Annotated in this window: 20 protein-coding genes; 16 read left to right on the forward strand and 4 right to left on the reverse strand. The window is 69.2% G+C overall.

What is annotated here, in order from left to right; translation table 11 throughout:
• Positions 1-46: 46 nt before the first annotated feature.
• The gene (locus tag ACWGID_RS10050) at positions 47-985 is read right to left on the reverse strand and encodes a cyclase family protein (RefSeq protein ID WP_452196057.1); all 939 of its coding nucleotides are present in this window, start codon (positions 983-985) and stop codon (positions 47-49) included.
• 97 nt (positions 986-1,082) lie between these two features.
• On the opposite strand from ACWGID_RS10050, the gene ACWGID_RS10055 reads away from it, so the two are divergent.
• The 12 genes from ACWGID_RS10055 (at position 1,083) to ACWGID_RS10110 (ending at position 13,343) form a co-directional block, all read left to right on the forward strand.
• The gene (locus ACWGID_RS10055; protein WP_452196058.1) at positions 1,083-1,544 is read left to right on the forward strand and encodes a hotdog fold domain-containing protein; all 462 of its coding nucleotides are present in this window, start codon (positions 1,083-1,085) and stop codon (positions 1,542-1,544) included.
• A gap of 27 nt (positions 1,545-1,571) precedes the next feature.
• Positions 1,572-2,732, forward strand: coding sequence for a GNAT family N-acetyltransferase (locus tag ACWGID_RS10060; protein WP_452196059.1), 1,161 nt, complete (start codon positions 1,572-1,574; stop codon positions 2,730-2,732).
• Between the two features lie 73 nt (positions 2,733-2,805).
• Positions 2,806-3,402, forward strand: a complete 597-nt coding sequence (gene ruvC / locus ACWGID_RS10065; RefSeq protein WP_452196060.1) for a crossover junction endodeoxyribonuclease RuvC — start codon at positions 2,806-2,808, stop codon at positions 3,400-3,402.
• Positions 3,403-3,443: 41 nt separating this feature from the next.
• On the forward strand, positions 3,444-4,046 hold the full coding sequence (ruvA, locus tag ACWGID_RS10070; RefSeq protein ID WP_452196061.1) for a Holliday junction branch migration protein RuvA: 603 nt from the start codon (positions 3,444-3,446) through the stop codon (positions 4,044-4,046).
• A gap of 3 nt (positions 4,047-4,049) precedes the next feature.
• Positions 4,050-5,102 (forward strand): Holliday junction branch migration DNA helicase RuvB, encoded by a 1,053-nt coding sequence (gene ruvB / locus ACWGID_RS10075; RefSeq protein ID WP_452196062.1) that lies wholly within the window; start codon positions 4,050-4,052, stop codon positions 5,100-5,102.
• Between the two features lie 238 nt (positions 5,103-5,340).
• A complete protein-coding gene (yajC, locus tag ACWGID_RS10080) occupies positions 5,341-5,802 on the forward strand; it encodes a preprotein translocase subunit YajC (RefSeq protein ID WP_452196063.1) in 462 nt (153 codons plus the stop codon).
• A 95-nt stretch (positions 5,803-5,897) separates the two neighbouring features.
• Positions 5,898-7,652: a protein translocase subunit SecD gene (secD, locus tag ACWGID_RS10085; RefSeq protein WP_452196064.1), complete on the forward strand. Its 1,755-nt coding sequence runs from the start codon at positions 5,898-5,900 to the stop codon at positions 7,650-7,652.
• A complete protein-coding gene (gene secF, locus ACWGID_RS10090; RefSeq protein WP_452196065.1) occupies positions 7,652-8,833 on the forward strand; it encodes a protein translocase subunit SecF in 1,182 nt (393 codons plus the stop codon). The genes secD and secF overlap by 1 nt, the downstream gene beginning before the upstream one ends.
• Positions 8,833-9,372, forward strand: coding sequence for an adenine phosphoribosyltransferase (locus ACWGID_RS10095; RefSeq protein ID WP_452196066.1), 540 nt, complete (start codon positions 8,833-8,835; stop codon positions 9,370-9,372). The genes secF and ACWGID_RS10095 overlap by 1 nt, the downstream gene beginning before the upstream one ends.
• Positions 9,373-9,540: 168 nt before the next feature.
• Positions 9,541-11,904, forward strand: coding sequence for a RelA/SpoT family protein (locus tag ACWGID_RS10100; protein ID WP_452196067.1), 2,364 nt, complete (start codon positions 9,541-9,543; stop codon positions 11,902-11,904).
• Positions 11,904-12,380, forward strand: a complete 477-nt coding sequence (locus tag ACWGID_RS10105; protein WP_452196068.1) for a hypothetical protein — start codon at positions 11,904-11,906, stop codon at positions 12,378-12,380. The genes ACWGID_RS10100 and ACWGID_RS10105 overlap by 1 nt, the downstream gene beginning before the upstream one ends.
• A 249-nt stretch (positions 12,381-12,629) precedes the next feature.
• On the forward strand, positions 12,630-13,343 hold the full coding sequence (locus ACWGID_RS10110) for a hypothetical protein (protein WP_452196069.1): 714 nt from the start codon (positions 12,630-12,632) through the stop codon (positions 13,341-13,343).
• Between the two features lie 2 nt (positions 13,344-13,345).
• On the opposite strand, the gene ACWGID_RS10115 is transcribed toward ACWGID_RS10110, so the two are convergent.
• Positions 13,346-14,254, reverse strand: coding sequence for a hypothetical protein (locus ACWGID_RS10115; protein ID WP_452196070.1), 909 nt, complete (start codon positions 14,252-14,254; stop codon positions 13,346-13,348).
• 179 nt (positions 14,255-14,433) lie between these two features.
• On the opposite strand from ACWGID_RS10115, the gene ACWGID_RS10120 reads away from it, so the two are divergent.
• Genes ACWGID_RS10120 through ACWGID_RS10135 form a run of 4 tightly spaced genes read left to right on the forward strand, consistent with a single transcriptional unit; the run spans position 14,434 to position 16,936 of the window.
• Positions 14,434-15,015: a papain-like cysteine protease family protein gene (locus ACWGID_RS10120; RefSeq protein WP_452196071.1), complete on the forward strand. Its 582-nt coding sequence runs from the start codon at positions 14,434-14,436 to the stop codon at positions 15,013-15,015.
• A 1-nt stretch (position 15,016) separates the two neighbouring features.
• On the forward strand, positions 15,017-15,820 hold the full coding sequence (locus ACWGID_RS10125) for a hypothetical protein (RefSeq protein WP_452196072.1): 804 nt from the start codon (positions 15,017-15,019) through the stop codon (positions 15,818-15,820).
• A gap of 57 nt (positions 15,821-15,877) precedes the next feature.
• Positions 15,878-16,327: a hypothetical protein gene (locus ACWGID_RS10130; RefSeq protein WP_452196073.1), complete on the forward strand. Its 450-nt coding sequence runs from the start codon at positions 15,878-15,880 to the stop codon at positions 16,325-16,327.
• Between the two features lie 9 nt (positions 16,328-16,336).
• Entirely contained in the window at positions 16,337-16,936 is a 600-nt protein-coding gene (locus ACWGID_RS10135; protein WP_452196074.1) for a GrpB family protein, read from the forward strand.
• Between the two features lie 33 nt (positions 16,937-16,969).
• Here the strand turns inward: ACWGID_RS10135 and ACWGID_RS10140 are convergent, their stop codons facing one another.
• The gene (locus ACWGID_RS10140) at positions 16,970-17,752 is read right to left on the reverse strand and encodes a hypothetical protein (protein WP_452196075.1); all 783 of its coding nucleotides are present in this window, start codon (positions 17,750-17,752) and stop codon (positions 16,970-16,972) included.
• 52 nt (positions 17,753-17,804) lie between these two features.
• Positions 17,805-18,545 (reverse strand): SDR family oxidoreductase, encoded by a 741-nt coding sequence (locus ACWGID_RS10145; RefSeq protein ID WP_452196076.1) that lies wholly within the window; start codon positions 18,543-18,545, stop codon positions 17,805-17,807.
• Between the last annotated feature and the right edge of the window lie 18 nt (positions 18,546-18,563).

Below are 18,563 nucleotides of genomic sequence, written 5' to 3' on the forward strand. Positions count from 1 at the left end.
GAGTTGAATCGTCTAAATCCACCCCGCCACAAGAACCGCAGCCGAGTCAGAAGGTGGCGATCGGGTTGACGGGACTGCCGGACGTCCCCGCGAAGCGGACCGGCGCGACGGCGAGCTGGAAGTCCCACTGGCCGAGCTCGGCGGCCGTCGTCGCGCACGCCTCCAGGTCGCAGTTGTCGAGCAGCCACAGACCCATCGCGACGAGGCTCACCGCGTGCACCGGCATCAGTACGTCGTCGTACCCGGACGGCTGAACGTCCTGGGGCGTGTCGGCTCCGATTAGCGCGACCTCCCGCTCCTGCAGCCACGGCAGGCAGGACGCGTGCCAGCCGGCCTGCGTGATGCCGCCGGCCGGACCAGACTCGTGGCGGGCGCGGCCGTACCCGGTCCGCAGCAGCACCGCGTCGCCCGATCGCACCTGCACACCCTGGCGCCGCTCAGCCTCCTCGAGGTCCTCGGGAAACACGCCTTGCCCGGGTTCCAGCCACGGCACGCCGCGGACCGCTGCGACGTCGAGCAGGACGCCACGGGTGACGATCCCGTTCGCGGCCGCCGTGACGGCCGCCCACGCCGACCCCGTGGTGGCGTCGACGGTCGAGTGCGACCGCCCGTTGTACGTCTTCCCGTCCCAGAAGATGTGGCACGGCGAGTCGACGTGGGTGATCGTATTGCCGTGGAAGAGCAGGCCGAGCCGCTCGTTCGAGAAGCCCCAGCGCCGGTCGGCCTGGAAGGCCGCCGGCATGTGCTCCGCGCCCGGCATATCAGCGGCGCACGGACACACGTTCGTCGCCCGCTCCATCTCTTGCGGTACGGCGACCTCCCACGCGCACGACACGCTCCGGCCGTGGCGCACCGCCCGCGCCGCGGCCAGCCGGACGTCGTCGGTGAGGTGGTTCAGCGTGCCGAACTCGTCGTCGTCGCCCCACCGTCCCCAGTTCGACAGTGTGTCGAAGTACCCGAGCACGTCGTCCTGTGTGGGGATCATGCCTGCATCGACTCCTCCGGTCACGCGGTTCGAGGCAGGCAGGCTATCGGGCCGACGGGCTCTTCCCGGTGATGTGACTCATGGGTAACATTCGGGTATGGCGAGTCAGGTGCTGGGGCTGTGGGAGCGGTTGCGTGGGGTGCCGGGTGGGGAGCGGGTGTTCTCCTGGGGGTTCGCCTGGAAGGCGCCGTACTTCCGGTCGGTGCGGCCGCGGTTCGTGCAGGTGAGTCCGAACTACGCGGCGCTGACCCTGCCGAAGCGGCGCGCCGTGCTGAACCACATCGGGACCGTGCATGCGATTGCCGTGTGCAACGGGTTGGAGGCCGCGATGGGGGCGTTGGCCGAGGCGACGGTCCCGGCCGGCAAGCGGTGGCTGCCCAAGGGTATGGAGGTCGCGTACCTCGCCAAGTCGACGTCGGACCTGACGTGCTCGGCGGAGACCGACCCGGACACCTGGACCGCGGGACCCGACGTACCGGTGCGGGTGAAGGCGACCCGCGACGACGGCACGGTGGTCGTCGACGGCACCATCCATCTCTGGGTAACTGACAAGCAATAACACCGCCGTACGACGTAGGGTCGCCGCGTGACTGATCTGCGGGTGGTTGACGTCGTCGAGGCGCAGTTGGACTCGGTGTGGGAGGTTCGGATCCGGTCGTTCGGGCCGGGTGGCGATCGCGACGAGTGGCGCAAGACGGCGCTCCAGTTCATCGCGGACGGTCGCTACCTCGGTGTCGTCGACGGGGACGAGTTGGTCGCTGCGGCGCGGATCTGGCCGTTCGAGCAGTGGTGGGGCGGGCGGCGGGTGCCGATGGGCGGAGTGGCGGGCGTCGTGGTCGCACCGGAGTACCGCGGTCAGGGTGTCGGCAGCCTGCTGATGCGAGGCGTTCTGCAGCGGTGTGTCGAGAAGGGGTACCCGCTGACGGCGCTGTATCCGGCGACGACTGTTCTCTACCGGCACCTCGGCTACGAGTTCGCGGGCAGCCGCTACAAGTTCTCCTTCCAGTCCGCCGATCTGCGGACCTTGGGCGGCAAAGGTACGGCGGTCCGCAAGGCGAACCGTGCTGACGCCGAGCTGTTCCTGGAGCTGGCCGGGAAGTCGCACGAGACCCGCCGGTCGAACGGTCCGCTGATCTGGCCGACCAGTGAGATCGAGTCCTGGCTCGAGGACGAGGACAACTTCGCGTACGTCGCCGACGACGGCTTCGTCGTCTACAACTGGTCCGACGGCAATCTGGCCGTCGACGAGCTCGTCGCCGGCTCCGAAGAGACCGCTCGGGCCCTCTGGGCGACCGTCGGCTCGGGTGCCTCGATCGCGCGCACGGTGCACGCGTACTGCCCGCCGTTCGACCCGATCCACCTCCTCGCCGAGCACGAGGCGGAGGGCGACGCCAGGATCAACCGCTGGATGCTGCGGCTCATCGACGCGCCGACTGCCATCGCGGGACGTGGGTTCCCTGAGGGCGTCGTACTCGAGGCGGATCTGCGGATCGACGACCCCGAGCTGCCCGTGAACACCGGCGACTGGCACCTGTCGGTCGCCGCCGGAACCGGCCGACTTACCCCGATTGAGTCGTCGAGCGACGCCCTGCGCCTCGGCCCACGCGGTCTGGCCGCCCTGTACGCCGGTATGCCGGTGGCAACCCTCCGCGGCGCCGGCCTGGCGACCGGGGGAGCGGCAGCCGCTGACTCGGCGCTGGACGCGGTCTTCGGCGGCGCGACGCCGTACATGCTCGACTACTTCTGAGTGTCGGCGCGTCGATTTCGGACTGTCCCGGCCCTCCGACTAGGGTTGTCGAACAAACGTTCGGAGGTGGTCCATGCGGGTGCTCGGCGTCGACCCGGGACTGACCCGGTGCGGCCTCGGCGTCGTCGAGGGGACACCGGGGAAGCCGCCGGCGCTGGTCGCCGTCGGGGTGATCCGGACGCCGGCCGATCTGGACGTGTCCAAGCGACTGGTCCGGATCGAGGCGGAGCTCGACGAGTGGCTCGAGCGGCACCAGCCGGACGCGGTCGCGGTCGAGCGGGTGTTCGCCCAGCAGAACGTGCGGACGGTGATGGGCACGGCGCAGGCGTCCGGGGTGGCGATGGTGGTCGCCGCGCGGCGCGGGCTGCCCGTCGCCCTGCACACGCCGAGCGAGGTGAAGGCCGCGGTCACCGGATCCGGCCGGGCGGACAAGGAACAGGTGACCACGATGGTCACTCGGATCCTCAGGCTGAGCGAGCGTCCGACGCCCGCCGACGCCGCCGACGCGCTGGCGCTGGCGATCTGCCACGTCTGGCGTGGTGGCGTCGCGAGCAAGCTGCAGGAGGCGGCGACGAGCCGGTCCAACCTCGAGGCGGCAGCGCAGGCGCAGTCGCGGCTGCAGATGGCGCGGCTGCGGGCCGCGGTGGCCGCTCAGCAGGGCAAGCGGTGAGCAAGCAGTGAGCGCGACGTGAGCAGGCTTGGAGGTTGGCGATGATCGCCTTTGTGCGGGGCCCGGTGGCGGCCATCGGAGTGGACAGTGCCGTCGTCGAGGTCGGGGGAGTGGGCCTGCTCGTGTACTGCGACCCGGGCACGCTCGCCGGGTTGCGCCCGGGGCAAGAGGCGCGGATCTCGACGTCGATGGTGGTTCGTGAGGACTCGCTGACGCTGTACGGGTTCGCGGACGACGACGCGAAGACCACGTTCGAGCTGCTGCAGACCGCGTCCGGTGTCGGGCCGAAGCTCGCCCAGGCAGCGCTTGCGGTGCTCAGCCCGGACCAGTTGCGCCAGGCCGTCGCGACCGAGGATCTCGCCGTACTGGTGAAGGTTCCGGGGATCGGCAAGAAGGGCGCGCAGCGGATCGTGCTGGAGCTGAAGGACAAGATCGGGGCGCCGTCGAAGACGGTGACCGGGCGTCCGCTGCAGGCGCACGAGGCGTGGCGCGACCAGGTGCAGGCCGGTCTGGTCGGCCTGGGCTGGTCGGCACGGGACGCCGAGGACGCCGTCACCGCGGTGTCGCCACTCGCCGCCGACAGCCCGAACCCGTCCGTTCCCGACCTGCTGCGTGCCGCGTTGCGCGTGCTCTCGAAGGCCTAGCCGATGGACGACAACGTGCGCCCCTTGGTCTCCGCGGACGCGGTGGATCTCGAGGAACGCAAGATCGAGTCCGCGCTCCGGCCGCGCACGCTGGCCGAGTTCGGCGGCCAGCGGCGGGTCAGCGAGCAGCTCGAGTTGGTGCTGCACGCCGCCCGCGGGCGTAACCGGGCGCCGGACCACGTGCTGCTGTCCGGCCCGCCTGGGCTCGGGAAGACCACGCTGGCGATGATCATCGCCAGCGAGATGTCCGCGCCGCTGCGGGTGACCAGCGGTCCGGCGATCCAGCACGCCGGCGACCTGGCCGCGATCCTGTCCGGGCTGAACGAGGGCGAAGTCCTGTTCCTGGACGAGATTCACCGGATGTCGCGGCCCGCCGAAGAGCTGCTCTACATGGCGATGGAGGACTTCCGCGTCGACGTGATCGTCGGCAAGGGACCGGGGGCGACCGCGATCCCGCTGGAGATCCCGCCGTTCACGCTGGTCGGGGCGACCACCCGCGCCGGTCTGCTGCCGGGGCCGCTGCGCGACCGCTTCGGGTTCACCGGTCACCTGGAGTTCTACGAGGCGTCCGAGCTGGAGAAGATCGTCAACCGTTCGGCCGCGCTGCTCGAGGTCGACATCACGCCCGAGGGTGCCACCGAGATCGCGTCCCGGTCCCGCGGTACACCGCGGATCGCGAACCGGCTGCTCCGCCGGGTCCGCGACTACGCCGAGGTCCGCGCGGACGGCATCATCACGCTCGCGCTGTCGAAGGCGGCCCTGGATCTGTACGAGGTCGACAAGATGGGCCTGGACCGGCTGGACCGGTCGGTTCTGGACGCCTTGTGCCGCCGGTTCGGGGGCGGACCGGTCGGTCTTTCCACGCTCGCGGTTGCGGTGGGCGAAGAACGTGAGACTGTGGAAGAAGTGGCCGAACCGTTCCTGGTCCGGTCGGGCTATCTTGCCCGTACGCCGCGTGGTCGCGTCGCCACGCCCGCGGCCTGGCGGCACATCGGGCTGAAAGTCCCGAAGGGCGCGACGTTCGCGGACACGCTCTTCGACGCAGACGACGACTGACCGACGAAGGCCTGAGGAGCTCGTCTCCAACTGAAGAACGGTCACCCGGGAACGACCGCGGGCGCCGGAACGTAGACACTCAGTAGTGAGTGACGCAAACGTGACCCGGTGTCATGAGGCACTTGTTGCCGCTCAGGGTTAGACTCCCCGGTGGCCTGACCTCCAGGTCATTCCGCTGCATTCGCGCACTCGCGCAGCGCAGGCATTACAACCGACCGACGAAGGATTCTGAGACCCGATGCAACTCCTCGCCGTACCGATGGCCTCCTCCGGGGGCGGTGGCATCACGCTGCTGCTGCCGCTGATCCTGATCGTCGGAATGATCTGGTTCATGAGCCGCACGCAGAAGAAGCAGCGTCAGCGCCAGGCTGACACCGTCGCGTCGCTCGCGCCTGGCACGAAGGTCGTCACGACCAGCGGCCTGGTCGGCATCGTCGAGGAGACCGACGACGAGTATGTGACGCTGGAGATCTCCGAGGGCGTGCTGGTCCAGGTCGTGAAGGCCGCGGTCGGCCGGGTGATCCCGGACGACGCCGACGAGACCGAGACCGCGACGGAACCGGTCGACGCGGCCGGCGCCGAGGTGGCCGACGAGACCGCGAAGGTCGACGTACCGGACGCGGGCAAGGCCGAGGACAACAAGGCCGACGGCAAGGTGCAGGACGCGCCGAAGCTGCCGCCGACGCACACCGAGAACTGATTTCCGTCCCAACGGCCTGCGGCGCGGCGTTCGGCGTCCCTGTGATGATCCAGTGACGGTACGGCGCGCCCAGAAGTACGAAGGTTGAATCTGACGTGGCAACGACTTCGACATCCCGCCCCGGGCGGAGCCTGATCGCCTTGGCGGTGGTCGTGGTCCTGCTGTTCGGGATCATGGCGCTGACCAAGACCTGGAAGCCCAAGCTCGGGCTGGACCTGCGCGGTGGCACCACCATCACGCTGACCGCCAGCACCATCGACGGCAGCGGCAAGGTGACCGCCGACCAGTTGAACGAGGCGAAGAACATCATCGGCCAGCGGGTCAATGGTGCCGGTGTCGCCGAGTCCGACATCACCACCTCCGGGGCGAACCACATCAACGTGGCTGTCCCCGGTGCCACGAAGGAATCCTTGGTGCAGCAGGTCGGTCAGACCGCGCTGCTGTACTTCCGGGTCGTGTACGACGCCCAGGCCGTGGCGCCGGCCGCGACGCCGACGCCGGCCCCGTCGTCGACGCCGAAGCCCAGTACGACGCCGAAGCCGAGCACGACGCCGAAGGCGAGCGCCACCGTCAAGCCGCCGACGACGTCGACCACGCCGAAGGGCCGGGCCTGGACCAGCGCGCTCGGCAAGGACGCGACGCCGACCCCGACGCCGAAGCCGAGCACCACGCCGACCGCGAAGCCGAGCACCCCGGCGGCGACGCCGTCGACGCCGGCCACCAACGGTGACCCGCTGAAGTACACCCCGGACGCGGCCACCCAGCAGGCGTTCGCGGCGTACAAGTGCGGTGACAAGCAGGTCGACGACCCGAGCAAGCCGATCTTCTCCTGCGACCGCAACGGCCAGTACAAGTACCTGCTCGGCCCGGCGATCCTGAAGGGCACCGACCTGTCGGACGCCTCGGCCGGTATCCCGCAGAACGGCCTGCAGTGGCAGGTCAACTTGAAGTTCACCGGTGAGGGCGGCGACAAGTTCCTCAAGGCCACCACGGCGATCGCGCAGCGCGGCCAGGGCAACAACCTGTTCGCGATCGTGCTCGACGGCGAGACCATCTCGACCCCGAGCGTGGACAGCCCGATCCCGGGCGGTCAGGCGCAGATCACCGGTACCTTCACCGAGGCCGAGGCCCGTGACCTCGCGAACGTCCTGAAGTACGGCGCGCTGCCGGTCAAGTTCGACATCTCCTCGGTCGAGACGGTGTCGCCGCAGCTCGGTGGCGACCAGCTCTCCGCCGGGATCTGGGCCGGTATCGCCGGTCTGGCGCTGGTCGTCGTCTTCTGCTTCCTGTACTACCGCGGTCTCGGCATCGTCGTCGTACTGTCGCTGCTCGCAGCCGGTGTGCTCACCGGAGCGCTGGTCATCTTGCTCGGCAAGGCGATCGGCTTCACGCTGACACTGGCCGGTATCGCGGGTCTGATCGTCGCGGTCGGTATCACGGCGGACTCGTTCATCATCTACTTCGAACGACTACGTGACGAAGTCCGAGAGGGCCGCAGTCTGCGGTCCTCGGTCGAGACCGGCTGGGCCCGCGCCAAGCACACGATCATTGCGGCCGACTCGATCTCGCTGCTCGCCGCGATCGTCCTGTACGTGCTGGCGATCGGCAGCGTCCGTGGCTTCGCGTTCACGCTCGGCCTGACCACGCTGATCGACCTGGTGGTGGTCTTCCTGTTCACCAAGCCGCTGGTCACGCTGCTGGCCCGGACCGACTTCTTCGGTCACGGCCACAAGCTGTCCGGTCTCGATCCGGAGCATCTCGGGGTCGAACGGTTGCCAGGACAGACGAAGCCGTCGGCCCGGCCGCGGAAGACGCCGTCGACGCGCAAGCCGCTGGGAGGGCAGGTCTGATGTCGAAGCTCGGACAGATCGGTGCCAAGCTGCACCGCGGTGAGGTCTCGTACGACTTCATCGGCCACAAGAAGTTCTGGTTCAGCCTCTCGCTCGCCCTGGTCGTCGTCTCGCTGATCGGCCTGTTCGCCCGCGGCCTCGCGCTCGGTATCGAGTTCAAGGGCGGCGTCGAGTACGAGGCGAAGGTCCAGGTCACCGACAGTACGGTGCAGAACTTCGGCGACGCCGTGAAGGCGACCAACGCCAAGGGCCTCGGCGACCCGGTCGTCACCACGATCAACAACGACAAGGTCCGGGTCCAGACCAAGCCGCTCGACCAGAACGACATCGGCCGGGTCCGGGACGCGATCGCCAAGGAGGCCGGGATTCCGGCCGCCCAGGTGACCTCGCAGCAGATCGGCGCCTCCTGGGGGCGGCAGATCGCCGACAAGGCGATCGTGGCGTTGATCGTCTTCCTGGTCCTCGTGTTCGCGGTGATCTGGCTCTACTTCCGAGAAGCCAAGGCCTCCTTGGCCGCCATCATCGCCCTGATCCACGACGTCACGATCACCGTCGGTGTGTACGCGATCATCGGGTTCGACGTCACGCCGGCGACGGTGATCGGCGTACTGACGATCCTCGGTTACTCGCTGTACGACACGGTCGTGGTGTTCGACAAGGTCCGGGAGAACACCCGGGGTATCACTGGGTCCAACCGGTACAGCTACTCGGACGCGACCAACCTGGCCGTCAACCAGACCGTCGTCCGGTCGATCAACACCACGGTCACCGCACTGCTCCCGGTCGGCGCGATCCTCGTCGTCGGCACCGCGGTGCTCGGGACCGGCCCGCTGAAGGACCTCTCGCTGGCCCTGTTCGTCGGTATCGCGGTCGGTGCGTACTCGTCGATCTTCATCGCGCCGGCGCTGCTCGCGACCTTCAAGGAGCGGGAGCCGGGGATGCAGGCGCTGAGCAAGCGAGTTGCGGCGAAGAAGGCCCAGGCGGCTGCGGCGACAGCCGCTCCGGTGCCGGCCACCACTGGAGCAGTCGCTGCCTCGCATTCCGCCGTCCAGGACCGGCCGCGGAAGGCCGATCGGGCGACCGGTGGTTCGGCGCCGACGCCGTCGTCTCGGCCGATGAAGGCGACCGCGGCCGGGCGTCCGCAGCCGACGCGCAAGCCGCGGTCGAAGCGCGGTAAGTGATGCGGTCGCTGGAGCAGGTTCTCGCCGACGGCATCCGCGACATCCGGGACTACCCGCAGGACGGGGTGGTGTTCAAGGACATCACCCCGCTGCTGGCGGACCACACCGGCTTCGCCCAGGTCGTGGAGGCGCTGGCCGCGTCCGGGACCGACGACGACGGTAGGCCGGTGGTCGACAAGGTGGTAGGGATCGAGGCGCGCGGGTTCATCCTCGCCGCCCCGGTCGCGCTCGCACTCGGTGCCGGGTTCGTGCCGGTGCGCAAGAAGGGCAAGCTGCCGGCGGCGACGTACGAGGAGTCGTACGCGCTGGAGTACGGCGAGGCGACCATCGAGGTGCACCAGGACGCGTTCGCGCCGGGTGACCGGGTGCTGGTCATCGACGACGTTCTCGCGACCGGCGGGACGGTCGAGGCCTGCCTGCGGCTGATCCGCCGCTGCGGGGCCGAGGTCGCGGGTACGACGGTGTTGCTCGAGCTGTCGTTCCTCCCGGGGCGCAAGCGCCTCGAGGGCGAGGACGTCACCTCGCTGCTGACTGTCTGATCACACTCTGAGTCTGTCCACGGCCTGTACGGCGAATTTTCGTCGTACAGGCCGTGACCTTCGGGTGACCCGGCGTGTTGTCCACAGGTGGGTCTGCCTCGTTGGGCAAGGCCCTCTAGACTGGTGCTCTGTCGGCGGAGGGACACAAACGTGGGCGAAGACCCGGCGATGACATCTGCGGCGCCGAACGCCGTACCGCAGGAGCCTCCGCGCGCGCCGTCACCGGTGCGGCCGGCTCCGGTGTCGCCGACGCCCGCAGCCCAGCCGCCACGGATCGCGCCGGCCCGGGTCCGCGCCCGTCTGGCCCGCCTCGGCGGCACCCGGCACCCGAACCGGGCGCCGATGCTCGAGCCGCTGTTCCGGGTCGTCCGCGCGACGCACCCGAAGGCCGACCTCGCGATGATCGAGCGTGCCTACCGGACCGCCGAGCGGTACCACACAGGTCAGATGCGCAAGAGCGGTGACGCGTACATCACGCATCCGCTCGCCGTCGCGACGATCCTCGCCGAGCTCGGTATGACCGCGACCACGCTGTGCGCCGCGCTGCTCCACGACACCGTCGAGGACACGCCGTACACGGTGGAAGAGCTGACCCGCGACTTCGGCGAAGAGATCGCCATGCTGGTCGACGGCGTCACCAAGCTCGACAAGGTGCGGTACGGCGAGTCAGCGCAGGCCGAGACCATCCGCAAGATGGTGGTCGCGATGTCGAAGGACATCCGGGTCCTGGTGATCAAGCTGTCCGACCGGCTGCACAACATGCGTACGCTCGGTTCGCTGCGGCAGGAGAAGCAGGAGCGGATCGCCCGCGAGACGCTGGAGATCTACGCCCCGCTGGCGCACCGGCTGGGTATGAACACGATCAAGTGGGAGCTCGAGGACCTGTCGTTCTCGACCCTGCACCCGAAGGTGTACGACGAGATCGTCCGGCTGGTCGCCGAGCGCGCACCGTCCCGCGACGAGTACCTGGCGTCCGTGATCGACCAGGTCCACGAGGACCTGCGCGCCTCGAAGATCAAGGCGACGGTCACCGGCCGGCCGAAGCACTACTACTCGATCTACCAGAAGATGATCGTCCGCGGCCGCGAGTTCGGCGACATCTACGACCTGGTCGGCATCCGGGTCCTGGTCGAGTCGGTCCGCGACTGCTACGCGGCGCTCGGCATCCTGCACGCGCGGTGGAACCCGGTCCCCGGCCGGTTCAAGGACTACATCGCGATGCCGAAGTTCAACATGTACCAGTCGCTGCACACCACGGTGATCGGTCCGCAGGGCAAGCCGGTCGAGCTGCAGATCCGCTCGTTCGCGATGCACCGCCGCGCGGAGTACGGCATCGCCGCGCACTGGAAGTACAAGGAAGACCCGACCACCGCCGCTCCCGCCACGCCGAGTTCCGAGATCGGTGGGCCGAACGACATGCCGTGGGTGCGGCAGCTGGTCGACTGGCAGCGCGAGACCTCCGACCCGTCGGAGTTCCTCGACTCGCTGCGGTTCGAGATCAACAACTCCGAGGTCTACGTCTTCACCCCGCGCGGTGACGTGATGTCGCTGCCGACCGGTTCGTCCCCGGTCGACTTCGCGTATGCGATCCACACCGAGGTCGGACACCGCTGTATCGGTGCCCGCGTCAACGGCCGCCTGGTGCCGCTGGAGAGCACGCTCGAGAACGGTGACGTCGTCGAGGTCTTCACCTCGAAGGCGCAGGGCGCCGGCCCGTCGCGGGACTGGCTGACCTTCGTCAAGAGCCCGCGAGCGCGGAACAAGATCAAGCACTGGTTCTCGAAGGAGCGCCGCGACGAGGCCATCGAGCACGGCAAGGACGCGATCGCGAAGCAGCTCCGCAAGGAGGGCCTGCCGCTGCAGCGCCTGCTCTCGCACGAGACCCTGACCGCGGTCGCCAACTCACTGCGCTACCCCGATGTCACGGGTCTGTACGCCGCGGTCGGCGAGAGTCACGTCAGCGCGCAAGCCGTCGTACGGCGTCTCATCGAGACGTACGGCGGTGAGGAAGGCGCGGCCGAAGACCTCGCCGAGGGCCTGCGGTTGCCGCAGACGCGCGAGCGCCGGAAGCGGACCGCGCGCGGCGACGCCGGTGTCATCGTCAAGGGCGCGACCGACGTGCTCTCGAAGCTGGCCCGGTGTTGTACGCCGGTGCCGGGCGACGAGATCATCGGCTGGGTCACCCGCGGCGCGGGCGTCTCGGTGCACCGGGCGGACTGCGCGAACGTGGAGAACCTGAAGACCCAGCCGGAGCGCATCGTCGAGGTCGAGTGGGCGCCGACCGCCCAGTCCGTCTTCCTGGTCGCCATCCAGGTCGAGGCGTTGGACCGGGCCCGCCTGCTCTCGGACATCACCCGGGTGTTGTCGGACTACCACGTGAACATCCTGTCCGCGGCGTTGACGACGACCCGCGACCGGATCGCGAAGTCCCGGTTCACCTTCGAGATGGGCGATCCGACGCACCTCGGCCACGTCCTCAAGGCGGTCCGTTCCGTCGAGGGCGTCTTCGACGTCTACCGCGTCACGCAGTAGTGGGGAGCAGCTTCGGTCGCGGGCAGGACGACCGCGACCGGCTGTTCCTCTCCAACGGCGGTACCGACGTGTTCCTCGACGTACTGGCGTTGGCGGCGTGTGAGCTGGCGCGGTCCGACTTCGAGCGTCGGTTCGCGTTGCTGCTGTGCAACTCGCGGATCGGAATGGGCAACGACGACTTCGATCTCGACGAGCTGCCATGGTCGGCGGAGTTCATCGCGGAGCGGGAGTTCCTGCTGCGGGTGATCGCGCTGGCGGCGACGGGGTTCCGGTGGGCGATGCTGTCGTACGAGCCGCCGTACGCGGAGGCGCACCTGCGGCAGTACGGCGACGTGGTGCGGGGATACACGCCGCCGGGTGAGGCGGTCGAGGTGGCGCGGATGTGGGACGAGCATCCGCCGGAGCGCGCGTTCGAGCGGTGTGGGCGGCATGGGCTGTTCGTCGGCGATTACCGCGACTGCCGGTTGTGTGCCTGAGAGTTCGCGCCGGGGTTTGTGGCGGGCGGGCAGACTGCGGGTATGAGTGGTTTCGGACGTCGGGGGCTGCTGATCGCAGGGGTGGGTGCGCTTGCCGGCTGCAGCGGGTCGTCGGCCGGGGGAGCTACCTCGCCGTCCTCCTCGCCGTCGTCCACGGCGCCGCCGAGTCCCGCTCCCTCGTCGACAGCACCATCCGCAACCCCATCCAAGGCACCGTCAACGACCACGCCTTCGGTTGCGCTCCCGGCGGTGCGGTCGTGGGTGCCCGGTGCGGGTGAGATCGAGCCCGGGGCGAAGCGCGCCGCCGTCGCCGCCGTGGTGGACCTACTGACCCCGCGGGGTAGCCGAACGGCCGTCGACGTGATCGACGCCCAGTACGGCGGCATCCTGACCGACACCGCCAGCGTTCTGGTCCCGTGCCGCGTCTACACGATCACCAGCGGGCGTGTGGTCACCGGCGGCACCACGGTCGACGTACGGCTGAGCGAATCGAACGGCACGTGGCGCGTCACCTCCACCCACCCAGCTCAGCCAGGCAACCCGACCTCCCAGCTGTCCGCGTCGGCTCGGCAAGTGCTCAGCAGCGAGCGCATCGCCCTACCGCCCGCTTCGGCCGCCGACATCCGCTCCGGTCAGGTCCACGACAGCGTCCTCGCCGCGATGCTCGAGCTGGCCAAGACGTACCGCATCGGCATCAGCGTCATCCGCTCCGGGCACCCGCTGTACGTGTTCGGCACGAACCGCCCCAGCGACCACCCGCGCGGCCGCGCCTTCGACACCTGGGAGATCGACGGCCACCCGGTCGTCTCCCCGTCCACGTCGCGCTCGCTGATCACGTCGTACATGCGCGCCGCCGAAGCCGTGGGCTCCTACAACGTCGGCGGCCCCTACCAACTCTCCGGTACGGCGTTCTTCTCCGACCGCACCCACCACGACCACGTCCACGCCGGCTTCAACAGCTAGCGCTAATCCCACTCCCAGGCGATCCCGACCGTGCCCGGGTCCGCGGACGGTTCGATGGCGTGGACCCGGCTGTCGGGGGTGAGCATCAGCTCGCGCTGCACCAGGTTCGGGCCGGCGGTGTGGCGGCGCCGGATCTCGCTGACGCGGACCGGCAGCGCGGACCGGTCGAACTGCACCTCGAGGACGTAGTGCATCCCGCCCCACTCGCTGAACCGCTGGTAGTCCGTCGACGGCAGCCCGGACCGGTCCTCGACCTCGTAGCGCACGACGGCGGTCTCACCCACCGCGAGCACCCGATCGAGCAGCAACTCACCGAGCATCGCGCCGACCTCGGGGGAGCGGGCCACCCGTCCGGCGCGGCAGCCGCTCAGCGCGCGCAGCGTGAGCAGGTCCGCGTCGCAGCCCGGCTCGCCCTGATGGGCGATGATCAACCGATCGACCGGTTGGACGGCGACCACGCTCTGGATCACCCGCCGGCGCTGTGCGCTTCGGTCCGCGCCGATGTGGATCTCCTCGAGCACGGTGACGTTGCGGAGCCTCCCGTGGGCATCGCGGCGGAGCCGATCGAGCAACCGGGTCAGGGCCTCCGCATAGTCGACGACGGCGTACGGCTGCGGTGTCGTACTCGGCTCGCTCCGGGCCGGTGGGATCCGGACGGTGAGCCAGCCCGGCGGCACCTGCAGCAGCTCCTCGAGCGCGGTGACGGTCGCCAGTGAGTCCTCGCGCGGGACCCGTCGGCCGCTCTGCCAGGTGCTGAGCGTCGCGACACCGACGTGCAGTCCGCGGTCGGCGAGATGTGTACGGATCCGGTTGAGCGCGAGGCCGCGGCGGGCGATCGCATGCCGGAGCGCCTCCGCGAACGGAGCGTCCGGCGCCACCGCAGGAACCGATTCTTCGACCGATCTGACCATCGCTCCACGCTCCTTTGGGGCAGTGTAAACATTCACAGCACCGTCTGACACTGCCTCGTCACCCGCTGTTCACGCCCGATCTGTCGTTCACACCGGGCCCAGGGCCCCGATCCGGCTTCTTGCCGCGCCCCGGCGGCGTCCCGACGATGGACCCCGCCCACTCCCTCGAAGGAGGACACATGCGCAGGCTCCGCCTCAGCCGCTCCTGGTCGTTGCTCCTGGCCACGATTCTCGGACTGGCCACCCTGATCCCGCTCGCGCCGACGGCCGCAGCCGCACCCGCCAGCTACTACCTGAACGTCACCGGCCAGGCCCAGCAGAAGACGAACTGGTGCTGGGCGGCCAGCGGCAACAGCATCGCCGCCTTCTACGGCCGCTCGTACTCCCAGAACCAGTTCTGCAACATGGCCTTCGGCTACAGCACGAACGCCAGCTGCCCGAACAACCAGGCCACGCTCGCGAACGACCAGCGCGCCTTCAGCACGATCGGGATCAGCTCCGGCAGCTACATCTCGGGGACGCTCGCGTTCAGCACGCTGGTCAGCGAGATCGCCGCCGGCCGGCCGGTGATGACGCGGATCGGCTGGACCTCCGGCGGCGGTCACATGATGGACATCATCGGCTACGACTCGTCCGACTCGACGATCGAGTACTACGACCCGTGGCCGGACGACCAGCGCTACAACTACTCGACGTACACCTGGTACCGGTCCAACTCCCAGTTCACCTGGACCCACTCCCTGTACCGGATCGGAGCCTGACATGCGCCGCCCGAAGAACATCCTGCTCCGCGTCGCCGCCGTACTCGCCGCCGGCCTCGGTCTCGCCTTCGCCGCCGCCGGTCCCGCCGGGGCGGCCGGGCCGCAGCCGGTGTCGCCTGCCGAGTTGTCCAAGGCAACGACCGCCGCACACTCGTCCGGCGCCCTCAGCCTGCTCGGCAAAGCCGGCGGTACGGCGAAGTCCGCGGCCGGCCCGTCGGTCGCGCAGGACACGCACCCGATCTACGCGCTGAACCCCGCGTTCGTCCGCGACAAGTCGGCGCCGGTGGCAACGTTCTGGTACGCCGCGACGTCCGCGACCAGAGCTGGTCAAGCCCTGACCGTCTTCACCGCACCGGACGGCCACGGCGGATGGCAGGCCGTGAACGTGGCCTCCGGCAACACCGAGGCCCGGATGGTTGCCGCCGCTCGCGGTGCGGTCGTGTTCACCGAACCCCAGGTCGGTGCGTGGTACGCGTTGAGCTCCACCCAGGTCCGTCCGCTCAACGCCTCCGCCGTCAAGTCGATCGGCGCCAAGCCCATCTCCGTCGGCGCCTACCAGGAGCTCGTCTCGCACCGGTACGCCGACAAGCTGCCGGGCTCGCAGTACAACGAGCTGGGCACGGCCGGCGGATACAACGACGGCGTACCGGCGACCGGTGTGCGGTACAACGAGTCTGTTCCGGCCGCGCCGAAGGCTTGGTACAACGAAGCGATCCTGCCGATCGGTGCAGCAGCCGGTGCGCTCGCCGGTCTCGCCCTCCTGCTGGTCATCGCGCGGCGCGTGAGGACGTCCGCCGCCCGATGACCCCGAGGCCCGGCGGGTCAGGGCGTGCTGCCCCGCCGGGCCCTCATCATGGTTCCCATGGACGAGAACCGGACCGGACGGCTGGTCGACCTTCGCCTGCTCCTGGTCCTCCTCGCCGTCGTCACGGTCGCCCTGGCAGCGTTCGTGCTGACCGCGGTACGGCGTCCCGTCGTACCCGCCGATGCGCCGACCACGAAGGGCGAGGTCGTGAAGATTGACGCCCCGAGCCGAAAAAGCGGAACCCACTGGATCGAGATCGCGTACACGCTTCCGGGCGGTCGCTGGCTCGCATCACGTACCACGCAGTTCCGCGCGGAGGACGCCACCGTCGGCCGTCAGGTCCAGATCCGCTACACGCCCGATCACCCCGAGCGCATCGCGATCGCCGAGGTGACCGAGACCTGGATAAGCCGCTGGCTCCGCACCCTCCTCGCCGCAGCAGCCGAACTGGCGCTGCTGTTCCCCGTACTCCGCCGTTGGCGAGAGCAGCGCATCGGGGTTGCTTAGCATGGTCGGATGCCTTTCCCGGATGAGTTGGGTCCTGCCGTCGCCGTCGTCGACTACAACCCTGATTGGCCGTCCGAGTTCACCCACCTCGCCCGTCGTCTGCGCGCGGCGCTCGGCGACCGAGCGCTCGCCATCGACCACATCGGCTCGACTTCCGTCCCCGGCCTGCCCGCGAAGAACTGCGTCGACGCTCAGGTCCGCGTCGCCGACCTGGGTCCGGACCTCGTCGAACTCATGGAGTCCGTCGGCTTCCGGTGTCGCCCCGAACCGTGGAACCGCTCCGAGATCTCCTTCGGCCAACGCTGCGACAAGCTCGTCTTCGCCCCACCCGTCGGCGAACGCGCCACCAACATCCACCTCCGCCTCGCGACCGGCCCCAACGCCCGCTACGCCCTCCTCTTCCGCGACTACCTCCGCGCCGACACCGAAGCCCGCCGTACCTGGGGCGCCTTCAAGCAACGCCTGGCCCAATCAGTCCCCGACCTCGCCGACTACGGTCAGATCAAAGCCCCCGCCACCGAACTCCTCATGACCAACGCCGAACACTGGGCGACCGGAACGAACTGGTCACCAGCGGCGGGGGAGACGGGGCTGTTGGCACAGGACTGAGCCGACGGCGAGCTCCAACGCCGGATACGAGCCTCACAGGTCCGGTCGGCGCACCGAGATGACGTGCCAGCCGAGCCCTTCCAACTCGGTACGCCGGGTCTCGTCCCGCAACTGTTGCTTCGTCGACGAATGCCAGGCGTCGCTGTCGTACTCGAGCCCCAGCCGCCGCCCGTCGATCACCCGATCGGGATAACCAAGATCGAGCCGATAGCTGCGGCCGTTGCCTTCGACCCGAACCTGGAGATCCGGGCGCGGGAATCCGGCGTCGAAGAGCCGCAGTCGCAGCCACGACTCGCCTGGTGATGCTGCGCGACCGTCGGCGATGCGCACGAGCTGGGCTGCCTGCGAGTTGCTGTCCGCCGCGAAGTACGCAGCTGACGCAGTCTGAAGGTCGTCGATCCGCATCCCGTGCCGGAGCAGTGCGTCGATCGCCGAGAGCGCGAACGGCCGGGGCAGGTGCTTGGCGAGCTCGACCGCCGTGGCCTCTCGCGTGGTCACCTTCAAGCCGTCCACCTCGGTGGTTGGCCGTTCCAGAGAAGTCCAGAGCGGCCGAATGGGCTCAGGGCTCAGCGCCGTCGTGTCGATGCCGTGCAACCACCCGGCCGCAGGACCGCACACCGTGGCCTCGGGAGGTACGACGAGACGCAACGCGTCGGCCCGCAGCTGCGGCGAGTCGGGCACGCGAACGTCGACGTACACGCCCTTCAGGACTGGGCGAATGTCGCCCTGGGCAAGGAGCCAGCGGAGTTTCCGGGGGACTTGGTACGGGCGGAAGGGGAGGCCGCAGAAGTAATACGGGAAGTCGGCTGGGAGCATCCGGACAGGATGACCGAAACGGCTTGTGAGTGCCGGAAGTTGTCCACAGGGGTCAGGCTTGGCGGGTGGGGCGGATCGTGATGTCGCCGATCTCGACGTCGTCGGGTTGCTCGATGGCGAACGCGATCGCGCGGGCCACCGCTTCGGGGCTGATACCGAGGGCTGCCATCGCCTGCTGGGCCTGCGCGCGCTGCTCGGGGTCTTCGACGTAGTCGACGAGCTCGGTTCGCACGTACCCGGGCGAGATCGACGTCGTCCGCAGTACGCCGTCCGTCGACTCCTGCCGCAGTGCTTCGAGCAGTGTGCGTACGGCGTTCTTGGTGCCGGCGTACACGGCCTGCGTCGGCACGATCTTGAGACCCGACGTCGACACCGTGGTGACGAGATGACCGCGACCCTGGCGACGGAACACCGGCAGCGCGGCGGCGATACCGTGCAGCACGCCGCGCAGGTTGACGTCGATCATCGTGTCCCAGTCGTCGACGTCCAGGTCCGCCATCGGCGCGATCCTGGCGACACCGGCGTTGCTCACCAGCACGTCGAGGCGACCGAAGCGATCCACTGCCAGCGCGACCAGCTTCTCGAGGTCGCCGCGCTTGGTGACGTCGACCTCCAGCAGCTCCGCGCGACCACCGTCGGCACGGATCTGTCCCACGATCGCGTCGAGCCGATCGGTACGCCGAGCGCCGAGTACTACGGCGGCTCCACGGCGCGCGAGTTCCGTCACGGTGGCCGCGCCGATGCCGCTGCTGGCGCCGGTGATGGCAACGACCTTGCTGTCGAGTTCGCTCATCGCAGACCTCTCCTGATC

The organism is Kribbella sp. NPDC054772 (genome assembly GCF_053611945.1).